The organism is Pseudoduganella sp. R-43 (genome assembly GCF_049913255.1).
Taxonomy (GTDB): domain Bacteria; phylum Pseudomonadota; class Gammaproteobacteria; order Burkholderiales; family Burkholderiaceae_D; genus Rugamonas.
In genome coordinates this window covers 1,047,211-1,066,767 of sequence record NZ_CP183988.1, presented here as the reverse complement: position 1 = coordinate 1,066,767, position 19,557 = coordinate 1,047,211, and the positions used below count along the sequence as shown (strand labels likewise).

The 19,557-nt window shown below is 66.2% G+C and carries 14 protein-coding genes; 5 read left to right on the top strand and 9 right to left on the bottom strand.

From position 1 onward, the window contains the following. Nucleotides 1-127: 127 nt before the first annotated feature. From ACN9M3_RS04985 to ACN9M3_RS04975, 3 genes are all read right to left on the bottom strand, one after another. Nucleotides 128-1,210, bottom strand: coding sequence for a hypothetical protein (locus ACN9M3_RS04985; RefSeq protein WP_426320916.1), 1,083 nt, complete (start codon nt 1,208-1,210; stop codon nt 128-130). Further along, on the bottom strand, nt 1,207-3,168 hold the full coding sequence (locus ACN9M3_RS04980; protein WP_426320914.1) for a GAF domain-containing sensor histidine kinase: 1,962 nt from the start codon (nt 3,166-3,168) through the stop codon (nt 1,207-1,209). Before ACN9M3_RS04980 ends, ACN9M3_RS04985 begins: the two co-directional genes overlap by 4 nt. A 118-nt stretch (nt 3,169-3,286) precedes the next feature. Further along, a complete protein-coding gene (locus ACN9M3_RS04975) occupies nt 3,287-3,496 on the bottom strand; it encodes a hypothetical protein (protein ID WP_426320912.1) in 210 nt (69 codons plus the stop codon). A 209-nt stretch (nt 3,497-3,705) separates the two neighbouring features. Here ACN9M3_RS04975 and ACN9M3_RS04970 point away from each other — a divergent pair, with 209 nt between their 5' ends. Next, complete coding sequence (locus ACN9M3_RS04970) at nt 3,706-4,101, top strand: hypothetical protein (protein WP_426168088.1); 396 nt, start codon at nt 3,706-3,708, stop codon at nt 4,099-4,101. Between the two features lie 53 nt (nt 4,102-4,154). After that, a complete protein-coding gene (locus ACN9M3_RS04965; protein WP_426320909.1) occupies nt 4,155-5,519 on the top strand; it encodes a serine hydrolase domain-containing protein in 1,365 nt (454 codons plus the stop codon). Here ACN9M3_RS04965 and ACN9M3_RS04960 read toward each other — a convergent pair whose 3' ends face one another. Together ACN9M3_RS04960 and queC are read right to left on the bottom strand one after the other, a co-directional pair. Continuing rightward, nucleotides 5,520-8,489, bottom strand: a complete 2,970-nt coding sequence (locus ACN9M3_RS04960; RefSeq protein WP_426320907.1) for a CHASE domain-containing protein — start codon at nt 8,487-8,489, stop codon at nt 5,520-5,522. 49 nt (nt 8,490-8,538) lie between these two features. Next, nucleotides 8,539-9,270 carry a 7-cyano-7-deazaguanine synthase QueC gene (gene queC / locus ACN9M3_RS04955; protein WP_426168082.1) on the bottom strand — a complete coding sequence of 244 codons (732 nt, stop codon included), beginning with the start codon at nt 9,268-9,270 and terminating at the stop codon, nt 8,539-8,541. Between the two features lie 132 nt (nt 9,271-9,402). On the opposite strand from queC, the gene ACN9M3_RS04950 reads away from it, so the two are divergent. Together ACN9M3_RS04950 and ACN9M3_RS04945 are read left to right on the top strand one after the other, a co-directional pair. Beyond that, nucleotides 9,403-11,184 carry an autotransporter assembly complex protein TamA gene (locus ACN9M3_RS04950; RefSeq protein WP_426168080.1) on the top strand — a complete coding sequence of 594 codons (1,782 nt, stop codon included), beginning with the start codon at nt 9,403-9,405 and terminating at the stop codon, nt 11,182-11,184. Then, the gene (locus tag ACN9M3_RS04945; RefSeq protein ID WP_426320904.1) at nt 11,184-15,713 is read left to right on the top strand and encodes a translocation/assembly module TamB domain-containing protein; all 4,530 of its coding nucleotides are present in this window, start codon (nt 11,184-11,186) and stop codon (nt 15,711-15,713) included. The genes ACN9M3_RS04950 and ACN9M3_RS04945 overlap by 1 nt, the downstream gene beginning before the upstream one ends. Here ACN9M3_RS04945 and ACN9M3_RS04940 read toward each other — a convergent pair. Further along, nucleotides 15,692-15,874 (bottom strand): hypothetical protein, encoded by a 183-nt coding sequence (locus tag ACN9M3_RS04940; RefSeq protein ID WP_426168076.1) that lies wholly within the window; start codon nt 15,872-15,874, stop codon nt 15,692-15,694. The genes ACN9M3_RS04945 and ACN9M3_RS04940 overlap by 22 nt on opposite strands. 86 nt (nt 15,875-15,960) lie before the next feature. Here ACN9M3_RS04940 and ACN9M3_RS04935 point away from each other — a divergent pair, with 86 nt between their 5' ends. Next, nucleotides 15,961-16,482: a hypothetical protein gene (locus tag ACN9M3_RS04935; protein WP_426168074.1), complete on the top strand. Its 522-nt coding sequence runs from the start codon at nt 15,961-15,963 to the stop codon at nt 16,480-16,482. Here ACN9M3_RS04935 and ACN9M3_RS04930 read toward each other — a convergent pair. Genes ACN9M3_RS04930 through ACN9M3_RS04920 form a run of 3 tightly spaced genes read right to left on the bottom strand, consistent with a single transcriptional unit; the run spans nt 16,479 to nt 19,385 of the window. Beyond that, nucleotides 16,479-17,918: a TIGR01777 family oxidoreductase gene (locus tag ACN9M3_RS04930; protein ID WP_426320901.1), complete on the bottom strand. Its 1,440-nt coding sequence runs from the start codon at nt 17,916-17,918 to the stop codon at nt 16,479-16,481. The two genes, ACN9M3_RS04935 and ACN9M3_RS04930, sit on opposite strands and share 4 nt — an antisense overlap. Next, complete coding sequence (locus ACN9M3_RS04925) at nt 17,915-18,973, bottom strand: DUF4166 domain-containing protein (RefSeq protein ID WP_426168070.1); 1,059 nt, start codon at nt 18,971-18,973, stop codon at nt 17,915-17,917. The genes ACN9M3_RS04930 and ACN9M3_RS04925 overlap by 4 nt, the downstream gene beginning before the upstream one ends. Next, nucleotides 18,963-19,385, bottom strand: coding sequence for a thiol-disulfide oxidoreductase DCC family protein (locus tag ACN9M3_RS04920; RefSeq protein ID WP_426320899.1), 423 nt, complete (start codon nt 19,383-19,385; stop codon nt 18,963-18,965). Before ACN9M3_RS04920 ends, ACN9M3_RS04925 begins: the two co-directional genes overlap by 11 nt. Nucleotides 19,386-19,557: the final 172 nt, after the last annotated feature.

Here is a 19,557-nt window from a genome sequence, read left to right as displayed (position 1 = left end):
TAAAAATCAAAGTCACCGAAAAACGACGGGACAGAACGAATACGCGAGGTTGCGATTCGCCCCGTTTTGATTTTTGTCAAAGGAGTGCGCTGTCTGTCCAAAAGACAGACCTGACCCCGAATTTTCGTCAGTACGCGGCCAGTTCGACCGGCATACGCTTGGCGCCGGAACGCCATTCACCAGTCAGCCTTGCGCCGGACACCTTCAGCGTCATCACGCCAGATGGCTTGCCGTCGTTGTCGCGCTCGGTGAGGGTCAGCTGCGCGCCCTGACGCTGCACCGTCAACTCAATCTGCTTGCGGTGCTTGTCATAGTAATAGTGGGCTTGCGGCGACGGGCTTGCTGACAGGCCGCTGTCGCCGATAAACAGCGTCACCGCCAGGTTGCCGTTGATTGTGCCTTTGTACAGCTGGGCGGATTTTCCGACCAGCGGCGCCGGTGCGTCGCCCTCGCCCAGCATCAGCTTGCGGCCGTAGGGATTCAGGTAGGGCCGCATTTCATCGCCCTTGAGTACGTACTCGAAGTCGCCCAGCTCGTCGATGCTGCGGACCGAATAACTGCCGCAGGACATGGAACGCAGCACCAGGCGGTTGTCGCGGATGCCCAGGTGGCCGAAATCGCCGGCAGTTGGCTGTTCTTCGTTGTCGAGGCAATTTTCATACAGTATGAGCTGGTCTTCGGCATCGGATTTGTCCTTGCCCTTCTTGAAGCGCTTCCTGAGCTCGGCGATGTGCTTTTGCATCGTCACGCTGCGCGCCTTGCGCGCCTTGGGCAGCAACCTGGCCTTTGCATCCGTCGTGACCACATCCAGTGCCTCCACCATGCGCCCATTCGACACATCGAAGTAATAGTCAAAATTCGAATCGCCGCAATGCGCGCCGCAAGCCGACAGCTGCAGCGAAACGCGCGCCATGCGCCCGCCGTTCACAGGGCTGATGCCATTCGATTCGATCGACATGGTGCCCGGGTCGATCATGCCGCCGATGGCCTTGGCGTCCGCCGAAGGCAGGGTATGCAGGAACGCGTCGTACACATAGGCGTTGATACGCTCAGCCACGCCGGGCTCGCCGCCTACGATCCACGGCAGCTTGGCGACTGCATCGTCGCCTTGCTGGTCTTTGAAAGGATAACTGCGCGGCTGGTCAGCCAGCGGTGCGGCGCCGGCGGCGCAGGCAAACGCCGCCGCGAAGGCAAGGAAAAACGCCCTCATGCAGACTGCTTGCGCTGGTCGCGCGGGAAACGCAGGTGGTAGTGCAGCCCCATGCCGGGCGAGCTGACCACCTTCACCGTGCCGCCCAGCGGTCCGGTCACCAGGTTGTACAGGATGTGCGCCCCCAGGCCGCTTCCGCCGGAGCCGCGCTTGGTGGTGAAGAAGGGATCGAACAGCTGCTGCAGCGTGGTGGAATCCATGCCGACGCCGTCGTCGCTGTAATCGAACAGCACGTGGTCGCCTTCGAGCTTGCCGGTGATGCGGATGGTGCCCTTCTGCCCTTCTTCGAAGCCGTGCACCAGGGAGTTCACCACCATATTGGTGACGATCTGCGAGACGGCGCCGGGGAAGCTCTCGCAATGGATGTCCGGCGGGCAGTCGACGTTGACGGCAATCGGTTTGCCCTTCAGCTTGGGCTGCAGCGACAGCAGCACTTCATCCAGGTATTTGCGCAGGTTGAAGTGGCGGATATTGTCGGACGACTGGTCCACCGCCACCTGCTTGAAGCTGCGCACCAGCGCCGCTGCGCGCTGGGTGTTGGTGGTCATGATCTTGAGCGACTGGTCGACCGTGTCGAAGAACTGGTTCAAGCCGTCTTCGTCCAGCGTGCCCTCGGCCAGGTCGAGGCGGCACAGGCGCAGCTCTTCCACCAGGTGGCTGGTGGCGGTCACGCAGATGCCGAGCGGGGTGTTGATTTCATGCGCGACGCCGGCGACCAGGCGCCCCAGCGAGGCAAGCTTCTCTTGCCGCACCAGCTCCGATTGCGCCGTCTGCAATTGCGTGAGCGCGGTGGCCAGCGCGGTGTTCTGTTCTTCCAGTTCGGCCTTGGCGCGGCGGATCGCCAGGTCGGCGCGGGTGCGCGCGATGGCGGCGGCGGTGTGGTTGGCGACGTAGGCCAGGATATCGAGTTCGGCCTGCGAGTACACCACGGATGCGTCGTAGCTTTGCACGATGATCACGCCCAGCGCTTGCTCGCCCACCATCATCGGGCAACCCATCCAGCTGGCGATGCCCTGGTTTCCCAGCGGTTCATTGATGTCGCCGCGCTCCATCAGCGCCGCGAACGCGGGCCCGTCGAGCAGCATGGGCTGGCGCTTCTTCAGCACGAAGGAGCTCATGCCGACGCCGTATTCGAAACGCTGGACCGGCGCTTCCTGGTCCTTCTCGTCGACGAAGTAAGGGATCGACATTTCGTCGCGCTTGGGATGGTAGAGCGCAATCAGGAAATTGCGGGCGGTGATCAGGCTGCCGACAATCTCGTGCAGGCGGGCGTACAGCAGCCTGGCGTCCGATTCGGCCGATGCCGATGCGGACAGGCTGGCAATCTCGTACAGCGCGCGCTGCAGGCGTTCGGCCTTGCTGCGCTCCGCTACTTCGCGCTCCAGTTCCAAGGTGCGTTCGCGCACGGCACGCTCGAGCCGGTCCATGCTCTGCAAGCCTTGCAGTGCGCTCGACACGTGGTTGGCAATCTGCGCGAACAGGGCCTGGTCTTCCTCGCTGTAGGTGTGCTCCTTGTCGTAGCTCTGGATCACCATGGCGCCCAGCACCTCATGGTCCTGGTCCAGCAAGGGACAACCGACCCAGTGCTCGGCGATCGTGCCGACGCCGAACACTTCGTTTTCTGCGCGGGCGCGGTGTTCGTCGCCCGTCATCACCAGGCGCTGCTTGTTCAGGATGACCCAGGCGGTGGGCGACTGGTCGGGCGTGGCCAGCTGCACCAGTTGGTCCTTGTAGGGATGGTCGTCCACTTCGTCGACAAAATAGACGAAGCGCACCGCATTGCCGGGCGCGTCTCGGTCGCTCAGGGCCACGTAGAAATTGGCGGCGTACATGATGCGGCCCAGTGCCGCGTGCACGGACTGCAGGAAGACCAAGATGTCGGTGCAACTATTGGACAGCTTGCCAATTTCCAGCAGGATTTCCTGGACGGCCTCCAGGCGGCGCAGACGGCTTTCCATCTTATTCCCAAGGTTAGATGCGTCTGGGAAATATAGCAGGAGGCGCCCACGCTAGCCAGCGGAAAACAAAGCCCGCGTGGTGCGCGGGCTGTATCAGGAAAACCAAGTTTGTGCCAGATCAATGCAGCGACATGGCAGGCCGCCGAGGCGGCAACACCGGCGGGCCGAGGGGAGTGATGCGCGGATCGATGGCCGGGTCGGGCGTCTGGTATTTGAAGGGATTGATGATGATTGGTGGAATCGTCGGTGGTGCGGATGGCGGGCCTTTGGGGCCTAACTCGATCATCGCGCTGCGCTGGCGCGGTTCGCTGTCGATTACCAGGAGCAACGATTGGCTCCCGTCTCTTACTAGCCAAGCCATATTCCCCTCCATCTCAGAGATCGGATATTCAGTATAGGCAAACAGTCAATCAATTCAAGGCGGAACGGCGGACTTTTTCCATTCATCATGCAAAATCCACCGTTCGTCGCAAGCGGATGGCTGGCAAGGGGCGCCGGGCCTACAGTAACACCATGTTCAACGCCAAGAGGCCCATCATGAAAAAGGTATTTGCCCTGTCCCTGGTCCTGCTGTTCTTCTGCATGGTTGCAGCCTGGATCTCCTTCGATGCCAGCGACCTCGTCGTCACGGTCGGCGACACGGACTATGACGGGCCGCTGGGCGCCTTGTTCGGTACCGTGCTGGCCGGCGGCGTGTTTGCCGTGATGGCGGTGGCGATGATCTTCGCGGCAGCCATCGTGGCCGTGGTGATGGCAGGCGTCGGCGTGATCGTGATCCTGTCCCTGGCGCTGGCGGCCGTGGTGACCATGGCGGCCGTGTCGCCCCTGTTGCTGCCGCTGATGATCCCGTTTTTCATTTACTGGCTGGTGAAGCGCCGCCACCGCAAGCCTGCCGAAGCTGCCGCGCCGGCGCTGGAACATGCCCCTGCCTGATTCGCCCGGATCGGGTGCTAGAATGCAATTTTTGCAACTCAAGGATTGCATCCATGCGCACGACCATCCTGCTGCTCTCCCTCGCCTTCTCTGCCCCCGCCTTCGCTGACAAGCTCGATGACGCCATCCTGGCGGAGATGAAACGCAGCCATATCCCCGGCGTTTCCATCGCCGTCGTGAAGGACGGCAAGATCATCCGCGAACAAGGCTATGGCCTGGCCGACCTGGAAAACAAGGTCAAGGTCACGCCCGCCACCATCTTCCAGTCCGGTTCGGTCGGCAAGACCTTCACCGCGGCCCTGGTGATGCTGCTGGCCGAAGACGGCAAACTGTCGCTGGACGACCCTGTTTCCCGGCACCTGGCGAACACGCCCAAGGCCTGGGAAGGCATCACCATCCGCCACCTGCTGTCGCATACCTCGGGCCTGGGCGATCCTTACGCCAGGCTGGACCTGACCAAGGATTACACGGAAGAAGAGCTGATCGCGCTGGAGGCGGAGATCCCCGTGCTGTTCGCACCGGGCGAGAAATGGTCGTACTCGAACATGGGCTACCACCTGCTCGGCTTCATTTGCAACAAGGCGGGCGGCAAGTTCTATGGCGACCAGCTGCGCGAGCGCATCTTCGCGCCGCTGGACATGGGCACCCGCATCATCAGCGAAGCCGACATCATTCCGCACCGCGCGCGCGGCTATGAACGCAAGGGCGGCAAGCTGGTGAACCAGTCCTGGGTGGCGCCGCGCCTGAACACCACGGCGGACGGCAGCCTGTACCTGACGGCGCGCGACCTGGCGAAATGGGACCTGGCGCTGTATGGCGACAAGGTGCTCCCGGCCAGCGCGCGCAATGCCAGCTGGACGCCGGCCAGACTGAACGACGGCACGGCCACCGAATACGGCTATGGCTGGCAATTGTTCCAGCGTAACGGCCATCGCGCCATCGCCCACGGCGGCGCATGGCAAGGCTTCCGTTCGCAGCTGTACCGCTTCGTGGACGACAGGCTGTCGGTGGTGGTGCTGGCCAATTCGGCCAGCGCGCGCCCCGGCAAGCTGGGGGACATCGTCGCCGCGCATTACCTGCCGGCGCTGGCCGTCAAGCCGAAGCCTGCGATTGCGGAAACCGAACCGGCCGTGGCCGAACGCGTGCGGGCCATGTTCGCCAGCATTGCCGAGCGCAAGCTGCCGGAAGGCTTGAGCGACAAAGTAGCGGGCGACCTGCCGCCGGAATTCCTGGCCATGGTGTCGGAGGACCTGCAGGAATGGGGACCGCTGCGCAAGGTGGAAGCGCTGGCGCGCAGCACCGATGGCGAAGTGCGCAAGTACAGCTACCGCCTGAACTACGGCAGCGGCGCCATGCTGGTCGACCTGAGCCTGGGCAAGGGCGACAAGGTCGAACAGCTGCGCATGCGCCCCGACTGATCAGCCTTCCACCCGGTTGCGGCCGGCGCGCTTGGCCCGGTATAGCGCGTGGTCGGCCCGCACCAGGGCCGCGTCGCCGCTGCGATCGGCCGACGCCATGCTGGCGATGCCGATGCTGACCGTGATGGCGATGCTGTTGCCATTGCGTCCCATCGGGGTCTCGGCAATGCGCTGGCGCAGGCGCTCGGCAAAAGCGCGCGCCGCTTCCAGGTCGGCGCCCGGCAGCAGGATGGCGAATTCCTCGCCGCCCACGCGGCCCAGCATGTCGATCTTGCGCTGCGAATCGCGCATCAGGCCGGCCAGGTGGCGCAGCACGGCGTCGCCCCAGTCGTGGCCGTGGGCGTCGTTGATGTCCTTGAAGTAGTCGATGTCCAGCATCAGCACGGCGGCGCGGCCGCCGACATCGCGCTGCAGGCGGGCCTGCTCGTCTTCCAGGCGCGCCATGAATTCGCGCCGGTTCGGCAAGCCGGTCAGGAAGTCGGTGGTGGCCAGCTGCAGCAGCTCTTCATTCAGGCGCTTGCGCTCCGTGATGTCGATGGTGGACACGATCACGAAGTCCAGCGCATGTTCGTGGCCCGGCATCACCAGCAGCGTCAGTTCATTCTGGCGCTGCACGCCATCCAGGCGCAGAAAGCTGCCTTCGCACTGGAACAGGTGCGCGCCCTGCTCCATCGCCAGCAGCGCACGCCTGAATTCCCGCATGGCCGACGGCGCGAAATTCTGCGCCAGGCCCAGCTTGTCCGGCCGCTTGCAGGCCGGGTCGGCGCCAACCTGGGCCAGCGCGGCGGCGTTGACGTCGGTGATGCGCACCAGCCCGGCCAGGCGCTGCAGCTGGCTGGGGTTCACCTGCAGCCATTGCGCCACATCTTCCACGCCCGAATCGGCCAGCTCCAGCAAGGCCGCGCGCACGGCCGACCAGTCCTGCTGCCACAAGGCGACCGGCGCATGGTCGTACAGGCTGCGGAAGCGCGCCTCGCCGACGCGCAAGGCTTCGGCGGCGCGCGCCTGTTCCACCGCGATGCCGGCCAGGCTGGCAGCCTGGTCGATCAGGGCCAGCTGCGCCACGCTGGGACGCTGCGGTTCGCGGTGATAGATGGCAAAGGCGCCCAGCACCTTGCCGTTGGCGCCGTGCACCGGCTCCGACCAGCAGGCGCCCAGTCCCGCCCGCAAGGCCATCTCGCGGTACGGCGCCCACAGCGGGTCGCTGGCGATGTCCGCCACGATCACGCGGCTGTTGCTGGTGACGGCCTTGCCGCAGGAACCGTTGCCAAAGCCGATCGGCAAGCCGTCGATGGCCTGCCTGAAAAAGGCCGGCAGGCTGGGGGCGGCGGACAGGTGCAGGTGCCTGCCTTCTTCGTCAAGCAGCATCACGCTGCAGATCATGCCGGGGTTGACCACCTCGATGCCGCGCATCAGGCTGTCCAGCACCTCCTGCTGCGGCGCACCGGCGGCCAGCAATTCCAGCACCTGGTGGCGCCCTTCCTCGCGCCGCTCGTTCAGGGTGCGTTCGGTGACGTCGCGGAAGGACCACAGCCTTGCTGCTTCGCTGCCCAGGCGCAGCGGGCGCGTGGTCACTTCCAGCACGCGGCCATCGCGCATCTGCAGCTGGCTGTGGCTGTCCTCGTCGTCCGGCTCGGGCCGGGCGCAGGCCTGCAGGAAGGCATCGGGCTGTTCCAGCTGGCTGGCCATATGGGCCAGCAGGATGGCGCCGTCGTTTTCCCAATCGAGCTGCTCCGGCACATTCCACAACTGGCGGAAGCGGCGATTGGAGTTCAGCACGGCACCGCTGTAGTTGTCGACCAGGATGCCGTCCACCGTGGAATCGAGGATGCAGCGCAACACCGCCTGGCTGCCCTGGGCATGTTCGGCCATGGCCAGCAGGGTTTCCTGCCCCTCGCGCAATTCATCGCCCATGCGGCTGCTCTGGTCGAGCGCCAGGCGCAGGCGCTGCCGGCTTTCCGCCAGCACGTAGGCCAGCAGCGCCAGCAAGGCGCTGATCAACAGGCCGCCGATGGCGATGGCGCGCGGTTTATCCGAAAGCACGCCGTTGGCCTTGGGCAGCGCGCTGATATGCAGGGTCCAGCGCCGGCCCGCCAGGCTGATGCGCTTGAGCGCGTGCTGGCGCCCTTCCACCGCGGCAGCCGCCGGCGCGCTGTCGAACATGCGCGTCATGGCGTTGGGTGCGTCGCCGTCGTAGACCTCCACGTCCAGGCCGCGCAGGGCATCGTGCCCCAGCGCCGCCATCACGTCGCCCACGCGAAACGGCGCGTAGACCCAGCCTTTCAGCGCACTGCGGCGCTGGATCAGGGTGTAGCGGCCCACGCCGTTCTGGTAGATCGGCAGCGCGATGATGAAGCCGGACTGCACCGGGTCGGCGGTTTCCTGCTTGAGGAGCAGCTTGCCCGTCATGGTCGGCAGGCCGGAATCGCGCGCCTGCTCGAAAGCGGCACGGCGCACTGGCTCGGACAGCCCGTCATAGCCGAAAGCCTGCATATTGGCGCCGGAGAACGGTTCCAGATAGACCACCGGGCCGTACTGGCTGCGCTGGCCGGGCGGCGTCACCGCGTAGTCGGGAAAGCCCTCGGCCTTGACGATGGCGACGTGCGACTCAAGCTGCGCACCCGGCACCAGGCGCATGAAGCCGATGCCCTGCATGCCGGGAAAGTTCTGTCCCAGTTCCAGGCGCTCGATATAGGTGTGGAATTCCTGCCGGTCGACGTAGTCGGAACTGGCGAACAAGCCCTGCACGCCGTACAGCACCTGCACATAGGCCTGCATGCGCGCAGCCATATTGTTGACCAGTTCGCGGGCGCGGTATTCGAAGCCGCTGCGGGCGTCGCGCTCGGCATCGACGTGGGCGCCCCACCAGACGCTGCCGGTCGCCGTCAGGCAAAGCGCAACCACCAGCCCAGCCAGCAGGCGGGGTTGGAGCAGGCGTTGGAGCGGCGGGCTGGCAGGTGGCCTCGGCATACCAGCATCTTAGTTTGTTTAGGGCAAAGCAATTGCCCTATAGAAAAAGTCAATCGGCGCTACTATCGTGATTGCCACGCAGTGCGGCCTGGTACAGGCGGTAGCCGCGCGCGCGCAACTCGCAGGCCGGGCAGGTGCCGCAGCCATAGCCCCAGTCGTGCAGCGCGCCGCGTTCCCCCTTGTAGCAGGTATGGGTGTCGGCCCGGATCAGGTCGACCAGTTCCTGGCCGCCGAGGCGTTCGGCCAGTTGCCAGGTTTGCGCCTTGTCCAGCCACATCAGCGGGGTTTCCAGCTTGTTGCGGGTGTCCATGCCGAGGTTCAGGGCCACCTGCAGCGCCTTCATGGTGTCGTCGCGGCAGTCCGGATAGCCGGAGAAGTCGGTTTCGCACATGCCGCCGACCAGCACGGTGAGGCCGCGGCGATACGCCAGGGTGGCGGCCACGGTCATGAACAGCAGGTTGCGGCCGGGGACGAAGGTGTTCGGCAGGCCGTTTTCCTGCATCACGATCTCGATGTCCTCGGTCATGGCCGTCTTCGACAGTTGCGAGATCAGGCCCAGGTCGACCATGTGGTCTTCGCCCAGGCGTTCCGCCCATTCCGGCTTCACGCTGCGCATCTGCTGCAGCACGCGCGGGCGCACGGTCAGCTCAATCGCATGGCGCTGGCCGTAGTCGAAGCCGATGGTTTCGACGCGCGGATAGCGCTCCAGGGCCCAGGCCAGGCAGGTTGTCGAGTCCTGTCCACCGCTGAACAGGACCAGTGCGGCGTCGTTTGTCAGCATCGCAGTCTTTCTTAGAGGTCTATTTGTAATCAATCATTAAGTGGCCGACAAGATTGCGGCTGATCCGGTAACATTCGGTTTCGACTTCCAGATCACAGACCACGAATTTTGGCACAAACCGGCATAAAAGTATTGAGGGGCCTTGTACTGGGCTGCGCTGCCCTGCTGCTGCCCTTGCTGGCGGCTGCCCAGGGCTGGACTTACCAGGTCCGCATCAACGCCCCGCGCGCGCTGGAGTCGCTTCTCGAAGATAACCTCGACCTGGTGCGCTACCGCACGAACGAGCGCATGGACCGCGACCAGCTGCAGCGCATGCTGCGCGCCGCGCCGGAGCAGATCAGGACGCTGGTTGCGACTGCCGGTTACTACACGCCGGCGGTGAATATCCGCCTGGACGAAAGCGGCACGCCGACCGTCACGGTCGACGTGCAGCCGGGCGAGCCGGTGCTGGTGGGCGAGGTGGAGATCGTGCTGGAAGGTTTCCAGTCGGCGTCGGGCGCGCCGTTCGACCAGGAGGCGCTGAAGGCCGGCTGGGCCCTGCCGCGGGGCGCCGTGTTCCGCCAGGACGAATGGGAAAAGGCCAAGCGCGATCTGCTGCGCGCCGTGGTGCAGACGCGCTACCCGCGCGCGCAAATGATTTCCAGCGAAGCGGTGGTCGATCCGGAGACCCGGCGCGCACTGCTGCACGTGGCGCTCGACAGCGGGCCGGAAATGCGCTTCGGCGAGCTGAAAATCGAGGGTTTGCGGCGCTATCCCGAATCGGCGGTGCGCAACCTGAACCCTATCAAGCCGGGCGACGTCTACAGCGAAGCGGCGCTGCAGGCTTACCAGGGCAAGCTGCAGGAGACCGGCTATTTCTCCAACGTCGAGGTGAGCGCCGACCTGTCGTCCCTGCTGGGCGAGCAGATCGAGGCGGCCGAGGGCAAAGCCGAAGGCGTGCCGCAGCCGGCGACGATGGCGCCGCTGCCGCTGCTGGTGCGCGTGGTGGAGAACAAGCGCAAGAATGCCAGCGTGGGTATCGGCTTCAGCACCAATACCGGCTACCGCACCTCGGGCACCTACGATGACCTGAACGTGTTCGGCCTGAAGATGAAGAGCGCGCTGACGCTGGAAACCAAGCGCCAGCAGGCGCGCAGCGATTTCTATTTTCCCACCACGGCGGACGGCTACAACGACAGCTTCGGCGCGGCGCTGGAACGCAAGGATATCGAAGGCGAGATCACGCGCACCGCTTCCGTCGCGGCCAAGCGGGCCTGGGGCACGCCGCTGCTCGAGCGCAGCATCTCCATCGAGTACCTGAACGAGAGCAAGACCGTGAACCGGGTGCTGTCGTCGCACAGCCAGTCCTTGCCGATCACCTATGCCGCCACCTGGCGCAAGGTGGATAACCTGGTGTTCCCGACCAAGGGCTATGTGCTGAATGCCACGCTGGGCGGGGCGCTGCTGCCGGTGCTGACGGATGAAAAATTCATCCGCGCCACGGCGCGCGGCATCACTTACCGGCCCCTGAGCCCGAAATCCACCGTCATCCTGCGCGCCGAATTCGGCGCCCTCGGCTCGGCGCACCAGGAAGGCGTGCCGACCACCTACCTGTTCCGCGCCGGCGGCGACAACTCGGTGCGCGGCTATGCCTACCAGGAGCTGGGCGTGCAGCAGGGCGAAGCGACGGTCGGCGGCCGCTACCTGGTCACCGGCAGCGCCGAATACCAGTACTGGTTCAAGCCGACCTGGGGCGCGGCGGTGTTCTATGACGCCGGCAATGCGTCTAATTCGCTGGGCGGCTTGCGTCCCAAGTCCGGCTACGGCGTCGGTGCGCGCTACAAGAGCCCGGTCGGGCCGATCAATGTCGACGTCGCATATGGCCATGCCACTAAAAAGGCCCGGCTGCACTTCTCGCTGGGGTTCACGTTCTGATGGATACGCCGCGCCATCTCCCCCATCCTCCAGCGCCGCCTGAGGCGCCGCTGGCAGCGCCTCGCCGCAAGTGGCTGCGCCGCACGCTGATCGGCGGCGGCGTGACGCTGGCCGTGCTGGGCGGCGCGGCGTGGCTGCTGGGACGCGAAACCACGCTGCAGCAGATCGTGGCGCAGGTTGCGCGCGCCAGCGGCGGCCAGATCGTGGTCACCGGCGTCAGCGGTTCGCTGTATGGCCGCATGCATATCGGCCGCATCATCTACCGCGACGAGTCGAGCGTCCTGACGCTCGATAACATCGACATCAACTGGTCGCCGCTGCAATACTTCAGCGAGGGCGTGGCGATCAGCGAGTTGCATGTGGCGCGCGCCGAATCGCGCAGCACCGGGCCATCCAAACCAGCCGTGATGCCGGCATCGATCACGCCGCCGTTCCGCCTGAGCATTGCGGACGGCCGCGTCAGCACGCTGGCCCTGGTCAGCGAAGACGGCAGCCGCACCGAGCTGCGCGCCATCAAGCTGCAGCTCCAGGGCGACGGCCAGCATTGGCAACTGAAGGACGCCAGCGCCGAGACACCCATTGGCGCCCTTGCCGCCAGCGCGGAAATTTCGACCACGCGCCCGTACAAACTGAGCGCCACCGTCGCCCTGGCGCCGCTGCCGCCGTCGACTCCCGCGGCCCGGCCTGCCGGCAATCCCGTTACACCACCCGGCGCTGCGGCGGCAACGCCGCCCGACCCCGGCATGGTCGAGCGCAGCGCCACGCGGCTGGAGCTGTACGCCAGCGGCGACCTTGCGCAACTGAAGCTGGACGTCAAAGGCAAATCGAACTACGCCAACGGCGACGGCACCCTGGTGCTGGCGCCGTTCGACGCCCTGCCCCTGCGCAGCATCCGCCTGCAGGCGCGCGACGTCGACCCGGCCCGCTTCGACCCGGCCTGGCCAAAGGCGGCAATCGACCTGGCGCTGGACGCCGCCATCAATGGCGACAAGCTGTCCGGCAAGCTGGCCGCTACCAACCGCAGCGCCCCCGGCCCGCTCGACCAGCAAAAGCTGCCCCTGCACAGCGCCGCCGCACAACTGGGCGGCACGCTGGACAATGCAAGCCTCAGCGGCCTGCTGATCGACCTGGGCGCCGCCGGCAAGTTCACCGGCAGCGGCAAGCTGCGCCGCCTGCCGAAAGACGGCAGCATCGACACCGCCAGCGTGCGCCTGCACACCGACCGCCTCGACCTGCGCGGCCTGCACGGCGCCGCCATCAGCACGGCGATTGCCGGCGACATCAGCGCCGAAACCAAGGGCAAGCAGCACACCTTGCGCGCCGCGCTGGGCGAAGGCAAGCTGCGCCTGGACGCCCACGCCACACTGCAAGACCTGCTGCTGACCGTGCACCAGGCGCGCATCAGCGCCGGCCAGGGCAGCGTCTCCGCCACCGCCCAGGCCAGCCTGAAGGATGACAAAACCTTCAAGGCCAACGCGGCGGTCAAGCGCTTCGATCCGGCCGCGCTGGGCGCCTTCCCTTCAGCCGACCTGAACGCGGAACTGCAGGCCAGCGGAAAGCTGGCGCCGGACTGGCGCGCCAACGCCGACATCGTCCTGCAGCCCAGCAAGTTGATGGGGCAGCCGCTCTCGGGCAGCGTCAAGCTGGCCGCCGATGCGCAGCACATCGCCAGCATCGACGCCCGCCTCGCTTACGCCCGCAATACCGCCACCGCGCGCGGCGCATTCGGCGCTGCCGGCGACAAGCTGGAATGGCAGCTCGACGCCCCTCAGCTTTCCGTACTCGACCCGCAACTGCAAGGCAGCGCGACTGCCAGCGGCACCCTGGGCGGCGGCTACAAGGCGCCGCGCACCAGTTTCAGCGCGGAGGCGCGCGGCCTGGGCTACCAGCCGCCAGGCGGCCAGCGCCCGGCCGCGGCCACGCCGGCGCCGGCCCGCGCCGACAGCGTGATCCGTGCCAGCGGCGAAGCGGCGCTCTTCGGCGCAATGGACGTCAAGCTGTCCGGCAGCGCAATGCGCCTCAACCCGGCCAGCTTTGGCGCTTCGGTCGCGGGCAACGTCAACGCCGATTTCGACGCCACGCTGCGCGCCTCGGCGGACTGGCTGGCCAATGCCGATATCCGCCTGCAGCCGGCGTCCACGCTTGGCAACGCGGCACTGAGCGGCCATGCAAAGTTCGCCGCCGCCCCCGGCCGCGTGCAGGACAGCGACGTCGACCTGCACCTCGGCCCCAACCTGCTGCAGGCCAAAGGCTCGTTCGGCAAGCCGCAAGACCGCATCGACTGGAAGCTCGACGCACCACAACTGGCGGTTCTGGGCAGCGGCTGGTCCGGCAACCTGCGCGGCAGCGGCTACGCCAGTGGCGGCAACGTCGCTGGCCGCGGCCCCAACACCATGCCAACGCTCAGCGCCACGCTGGATGGCGCCCACCTGCGCCTGCCGGGGCAGCGTGAGATCTCTTCGATCAAGGGCAGCGCCACCATCGGCACCTCTTTCGCACCTGACGATCCGCTGCAGGCCGACCTGGTGGTCACGGGCCTGAACATGCCCGGCCTGCTGCTTGACCGCCTGCGCCTGCAGGCCAGCGGCACCGCAGGCAACCACTCGGTGCAGCTAGCCGCCACCAATCCCGACTTCGACGCCAGCACAAAAGTCCACGGCAGCTTCGCCCCGGATAGCTGGAACGGCAGCATCGACGCCCTGCAGAACAAAGGCCGCTTCGCCCTCACCCTGCAGGCGCCGGCCACGCTGCGCATTAGCGGCCGCAAAGGCGATGGCGTTGCCGGCCTGGCGCAGCCGGAGCAGCTCGAGTTAAGCAGCGCCACCATCGCCATGCCGGAAGGCAGCCTGCGCATCGACACGCTGGAGAAGAACGGCCTGCGCTGGCGCAGCAAAGGCAGCGCCAGCGGCGTCAACGCCAGCTACCTCGCCCAACTGTCCGACACCTGGCGCAGCAACGTGGCCAGCACCATGACCCTGGGCGGCGACTGGTCGCTGGAACTGGCAGCGCCCGCCGCGAAAGGCGCCGCGCCCGCGCTGGACGGCTACCTGCACGTATTCCGCGAAAAAGGCGACGTAACGATCACCGGCGGCGAACGCCCGATCCCGCTCGAGCTGAAGGTGCTGGACGCGCGCGTCACGGTCGCCGGCGACCAGCTGCGCGCCCAGGCCGAACTGGCCGGCGACCGCGCCGGCAATGCGCGCCTGGAAGCCAGCGCCCAGTTGCGCGACGGCCGCATTCCATCCGACAGCCCCCTGACTTTCGGCGCCAGCGCCAGCCTGCCTTCCATTGCCTGGCTGTCCCCGCTGCTTGGCGTGCAAGGAATGGAACTGGGCGGCGCCCTGCGCGCCCATGCCAGCGGCCACGGCACCATCGCCAATCCCCTGCTGGATGGCGAGGTGGTGGGCGAACAGCTGGTGATCAACTGGGCCGAGCAAGGCATCCGCCTGCGCAACGGCGCCCTGCAGGCCAAAGTGAGCGGCGACCAGCTGCAGCTGCAACGCCTGCGCTTCGATGGAACCGACGGCAATGTACAGGCTGACGGCTGGTTGCGGCTGGCAGGCGGCGACATGTCGATGGACCTCAAGCTGGCCGCCAACAAGCTCGAAGTATTCAACCGCCCGGACCGCACCCTGGTGCTGAGCGGCAGCAGCACCCTGGTGCGCGACGCCAAGCGCTTCGAGTTCGACGGCAAGTTCAGGGCCAACCGCGCCGTCATCGAACTGCCTTCGCTCGACACGCCCACCATCAGCGAAGACGTGGTGATCCTGGGCCGTGAAAAACCGAAGGCTGCCGCCAGCAGCGGGCTGCCCCTGAATATCGACCTGGAGGCCGACCTGGGCGACGATTTCACCTTGCGCGGCAAGGGCCTGGACGCGCAGCTGGCCGGCACCGTGCGCGTGCGCATGGCCGATCGCCGCGCCCCGCGCGTCAACGGCAGCATCCGCGTCGTCAGCGGCACGTACGCCGCCTACGGCCAGCGCCTGGCGATCGAACGCGGCGTGCTGAATTTCACCGGCGCCTACGACAACCCGGGCCTGAACATCCGCGCCGTGCGCAAGCGCCCCGAAGGCGATGAGCTGAGCGAGACCAATGTGGAAGCCGGCGTCGAAGTGCGCGGCACCGCGCTGGCGCCATCGGCCAAGCTGGTTTCCACGCCTTCCGTGCCGGACAGCGAAAAACTGGCCTGGATGGTGCTCGGCCACGGCACCGCCGACATGGCCGGCAATGAAATGAGCCTGCTCGGCACCGCAGCCGGCGCCCTGCTGGGCGGCAGCGGCGGGCCGAGCCTGGCCAACCGGGTCGGTCTCGATGAGCTGGGCGTCAGCCAGGCCAAGGGGCTGGAAAGCACGGTCGTCACGGTCGGCAAAAAGCTGTCTTCGCGCGCCTACATCAGCTTCGAGCAGGGCGCGGGCACCGCGACCAGCCTGGTCAAGCTGCGCTACAAGGTCAACAACCGCGTGACGCTGCAGGTGCAGACGGGCACCAACAACGCACTGGACGTGCTTTACAACTGGGCTTTCGACTGACCGGGCGGACGCAGCTCGGGATTATGGTTGGGCACCGGCTCGTCTTGCGGGACAGGGTTGTGCGGGCTGTGCGGATGCACCGGCTCGGGGTGCGGCTGCGACTCGTCGACTGGCACCGGCAAATCCGGTGCGCGGTGGGCGTGGATACGGTGTTTTTCCATGGCTGGAACTCCCGAAAGCGAGATCACGAAGGGGTATTTTACGCCTGCGGTTAAAATTCTTCTTTTTTTCCCGAATCCGGCGCCCAATGCAACTGACTGTCACCACCGTAGTCCTGCTCATCCTCGTTCCGACGCTGATCTGGCGCATCTATTCGCGCCTGAAGCTGGTGTTCCGCCGCCAGGAATCGGTGGCGTGGCGGCACTGGGTCGGCGCGGCCGGCTTGCCGGTCCTGCTGCTGGCAGCCGCCCAGTCCATGCTGCGCAACCCGCCGGCGCTGGCGATGATGGCTGCCGCCGTGATAGCCGGCGCCTGGATGGCCTTCTTCGCGCTCAAGAAGACCCGCTTCGAAAACACCGGCAGCAAGCTGTATTTCACCCCGCCGAGCCGCACCGCGATCCTGATCTGCATGCTGTTCGCCGCCCGGGTGCTGCAGATCGGCGTCGAGTTCTACGTCAACCGCCAGTCCGAACACCCGCGCGTGATCAACCAGGCCGAAGTCCTGCAACATCCGCTGACCGTCATTCCCTTCGGCCTGATGCTGGGCTACCTTGCCGCCTACTCCATCGGCCTGCTGCGCTGGAGCATGGCGCAGAAGAAGCTCGACTAAACCAGGTCGGCCAGCGCTTGCCGGACTGTCGGGAAGCGGAAGCTGAAACCGCTGGCGAGCAGGCGGGTCGGCGCTACGGCGGCGCCTTCCAGAAGCAGGCCCGCTTGCTCGCCGAGCAGCAAGCGCACCGGCCAGGCCGGCGTAGGAATCGCACTCGGGCGATGCAGCTCGGCGGCGGCGGCCCGGGTGAACTCCAGTTGCGTCGGCTGCTCCGGAGCCGTGAAATTCCAGGCGCCGTCAGCGTTGGCGCCGAGGCGCCAGACGTGGGCCATCGCCCCCAGCAAATCGGCAATGTGGATCCAGGAGTTGCGCTGGCGTCCTGTTCCCATGCGGCCGCCGAAGCCCAGTCTGATCGGCAGCAGCATAGGCTGCAGCGCGCCGCCATGGCCGTAGACCACCCCGAAGCGCGCCAGCGCAACCGGTACGCCATACTCGCGTGCACGGCTGGCGGCGGCCTCCCATTCCTGGCATAGCTGCGACATGAAGATTGCCTGCGGCGGGCTGGCTTCGTTCAATACCTGGCCACTGCCCTGCGGCTGGATGCCGTAGTAGCCGACCGCGGATGCATTGATCACCAGGCGCGGCTTGTGCACGGCCCGCGCAATCCAGTCCACCACGCCTTGCGTCAGCCCGGCGCGGCTGCCGCGCAGCACGGCCTTGCGCCGCTCGCTCCAGCGCCAGCCAAGAATGCGGGCGCCGGCGAGGTTGATGACGACGTCGACCGGTTCGGCCGGCGACAAGTCGCCCATGCCGGCAACTGCGCGCACGGCGCCGCCATATTCCCATGCCGCCTTGCGCGGCTCGCGCGACAGCACGATGACCCGGTGGCCGCCGGCAAGCAAGGCTGGCACGAGCGAATGCCCGACAAATCCGGTCGCGCCGGTGACCAGCACCGTTTGCGGCGGGCCGTCGAAGCGTACGCTTTGCGAGGCAGCGCCAGGCACGGCACGCGAGGCGAAGGCGTCCCGGACGCCGGACACGAACACGCCCACGCCGCACAAGGCGAGGAAGATGCTGAGCCAGCCCTGCGGCGCATAAGCGAATCCTGTCGGCGCATCGATGGCTGCCGGCATTCCCAGCATCAGCAGGGTAATGAAGGCGCCGCCGTTAATCGCCAGCACGGTGTGCGTTACGCGCTCGGTGGCAGGCAGCAGGCGGGTCTGGTCCTCCACCACGAAGTCCCACAGCGTGAGGACAATCTCGATGCCGAACAGCGCCAGCAGCACCCAGGCCCAGGCGCCCTGCCACACCCAGGCCGACAACCCCACGAACAGCACGCCGTAGATCGTGGCACGCACTGCGTGAATGGCAAGCTCGCGCCTTGCCGTGACGCGCTGCGGCAAGGCTTCCGTCAGCTCATGGTGGTAGATGGTGTCGAAGGCGCCCAGGCAGCCTTGTGCGGCCATGAGCTGCAATGCGAGCAGATGCGTGTTCATGCTGCCTCCCTCTCCGCTGCACGCCTCTCGTGGAAGACGCCGGCTTGCACGAAGGTCGTGCCAAACAGGGCGTGGCGGATTTCGATGCGGATGTTGAATCGGTTGGGCGCCTCGTTGCAGTGGCGCAGGTAGGTCTTGCCCGGCGTGAGCACGCCAGGCAGGGGGATGCGCCAGCCCAGCAGGTCCCAGAAATAGCCGTCGCTGGTGAAATGCAGGTTGCCATCGGCCACGTGCAGCTTGAGCTTCATGCCGAGGCCCAGTCCCACGTATTCGAGCACTTCGCCGCGCTCGCTCTCCGCCATGTAGGAGGTGAACTTGACCGGCTTGCGGCCATTCAGCATGTAGATGCGCTGCTTGTAGATGTTCTGCGAGCCCGGTTTGCCGTAGACCTGGATGTCGACCGGAAAGCCGCTGTCGTCGTAGGGTATCAGTGCGCCCTGGATGAAGGGTTTGCTGGCGAAGCCGAGCAGCTTGCCGAATCGCGAAGCGCGCAACTCCGCCAGGGTGCCGTAGTACAGCAAGGGTTTGCCGGGTGCCGGGTTCTTGGCGAAGCGTTGCTGGATGTCGGGGTGCAGCTTGCTCCACTCGCTGCCGAGGACTTTTCGGAACAGCTCTCCCTCGCCGACCAGCGGCGCCGCCTCGGCGGCGTCACGCGCGGCAGCGTCGATCCGGTACAGGCGCCAGGCGGCAGGCAGCAACAGCGCCAGCGTGGCGATGTCGAGCCACGCATTCGGCCATACGCCAGCGCGCAGCGATACCATGATGTCCTGCGGCCCCCACAACAGCAGTCCTGCCGCCACCCACAGCCAGGCCGCCGGCTCGCGACGCTGGTCGCCGAACCACACCAAGGCCAGCATCCACAGCCCGACGCACTGGATGGTGGGCCCGAACAGCGCCATCCACCAGGCGTGCTGCGGGCGCGTCGATGCCGGGCCAAGCCAGGCGAGATACCAGTCAAGGGCTGCGGCGCCGGCGATCCAGGGCAGCACCAGGCCGACCAGCAAATGTCCAACTGCGCTGGCGTACATCCAGCGCACCAGCCATTTACGCTCCATCCTTGCCTCCGAAGTAGGCCTGGCAACGCTCGCCGTCGCAGGCAGGGCGCGCGCCGTCGATCCGGAGCCAGCGCGAAATGCGGTAGCGGTTGCGGGCGAAACTGCGGTAGGCCGAGGCCAGCATCGGCCGCAGCGCTGCTACCCGCAGCGGCCATACCAGCCAGGCGCGTCCCGCCAGCGTGTAGGCCGCCAGGATGGCATCGGTGCCGACCAGCATGGCGCCGTCGGCACGCAGTCCGTGCAACTCCGTGTTCATGGCAGCGAGGCTGGCGCCCAGCGGAGCGGGATCGAAGCCGGGTGCAGCGATATCGACGAAGGCCAGGCGGCCGGCGCGGTCCCAGCGCCGCAGGCGGGACATCTCGCTCCGGCAAAACGGGCAGGCATTATCGAAAAACAGGGTCAGTGCGGCCATTGGCTCACTCCATTTGTGACATAAAAACTACAAACGTGAAATTCATCCGAAACACGCTTAACATCCTGAAAGTCACGGATTTCCACCGATTCCAGAATGAATATTTGTTGAATTATGTTATTTTTCATTTTTTTCTGTCGTTACAGAAATTAAAGACGATATTTCAGACGAT

Coding starts and splice junctions, on each gene's coding strand:
- queC (WP_426168082.1), bottom strand. CDS start 9,270: ATGCTGACAAACGACGCCGCACTGGTCCTGTTCAGCGGTGGACAGGAC.
- ACN9M3_RS04930 (WP_426320901.1), bottom strand. CDS start 17,918: ATGAACACGCATCTGCTCGCATTGCAGCTCATGGCCGCACAAGGCTGC.
- ACN9M3_RS04935 (WP_426168074.1), top strand. CDS start 15,961: ATGCAACTGACTGTCACCACCGTAGTCCTGCTCATCCTCGTTCCGACG.
- ACN9M3_RS04980 (WP_426320914.1), bottom strand. CDS start 3,168: ATGGAAAGCCGTCTGCGCCGCCTGGAGGCCGTCCAGGAAATCCTGCTG.
- ACN9M3_RS04920 (WP_426320899.1), bottom strand. CDS start 19,385: ATGGCCGCACTGACCCTGTTTTTCGATAATGCCTGCCCGTTTTGCCGG.
- ACN9M3_RS04985 (WP_426320916.1), bottom strand. CDS start 1,210: ATGAGGGCGTTTTTCCTTGCCTTCGCGGCGGCGTTTGCCTGCGCCGCC.
- ACN9M3_RS04940 (WP_426168076.1), bottom strand. CDS start 15,874: ATGGAAAAACACCGTATCCACGCCCACCGCGCACCGGATTTGCCGGTG.
- ACN9M3_RS04945 (WP_426320904.1), top strand. CDS start 11,184: ATGGATACGCCGCGCCATCTCCCCCATCCTCCAGCGCCGCCTGAGGCG.
- ACN9M3_RS04925 (WP_426168070.1), bottom strand. CDS start 18,973: ATGGAGCGTAAATGGCTGGTGCGCTGGATGTACGCCAGCGCAGTTGGA.
- ACN9M3_RS04960 (WP_426320907.1), bottom strand. CDS start 8,489: ATGCCGAGGCCACCTGCCAGCCCGCCGCTCCAACGCCTGCTCCAACCC.
- ACN9M3_RS04965 (WP_426320909.1), top strand. CDS start 4,155: ATGCGCACGACCATCCTGCTGCTCTCCCTCGCCTTCTCTGCCCCCGCC.
- ACN9M3_RS04970 (WP_426168088.1), top strand. CDS start 3,706: ATGAAAAAGGTATTTGCCCTGTCCCTGGTCCTGCTGTTCTTCTGCATG.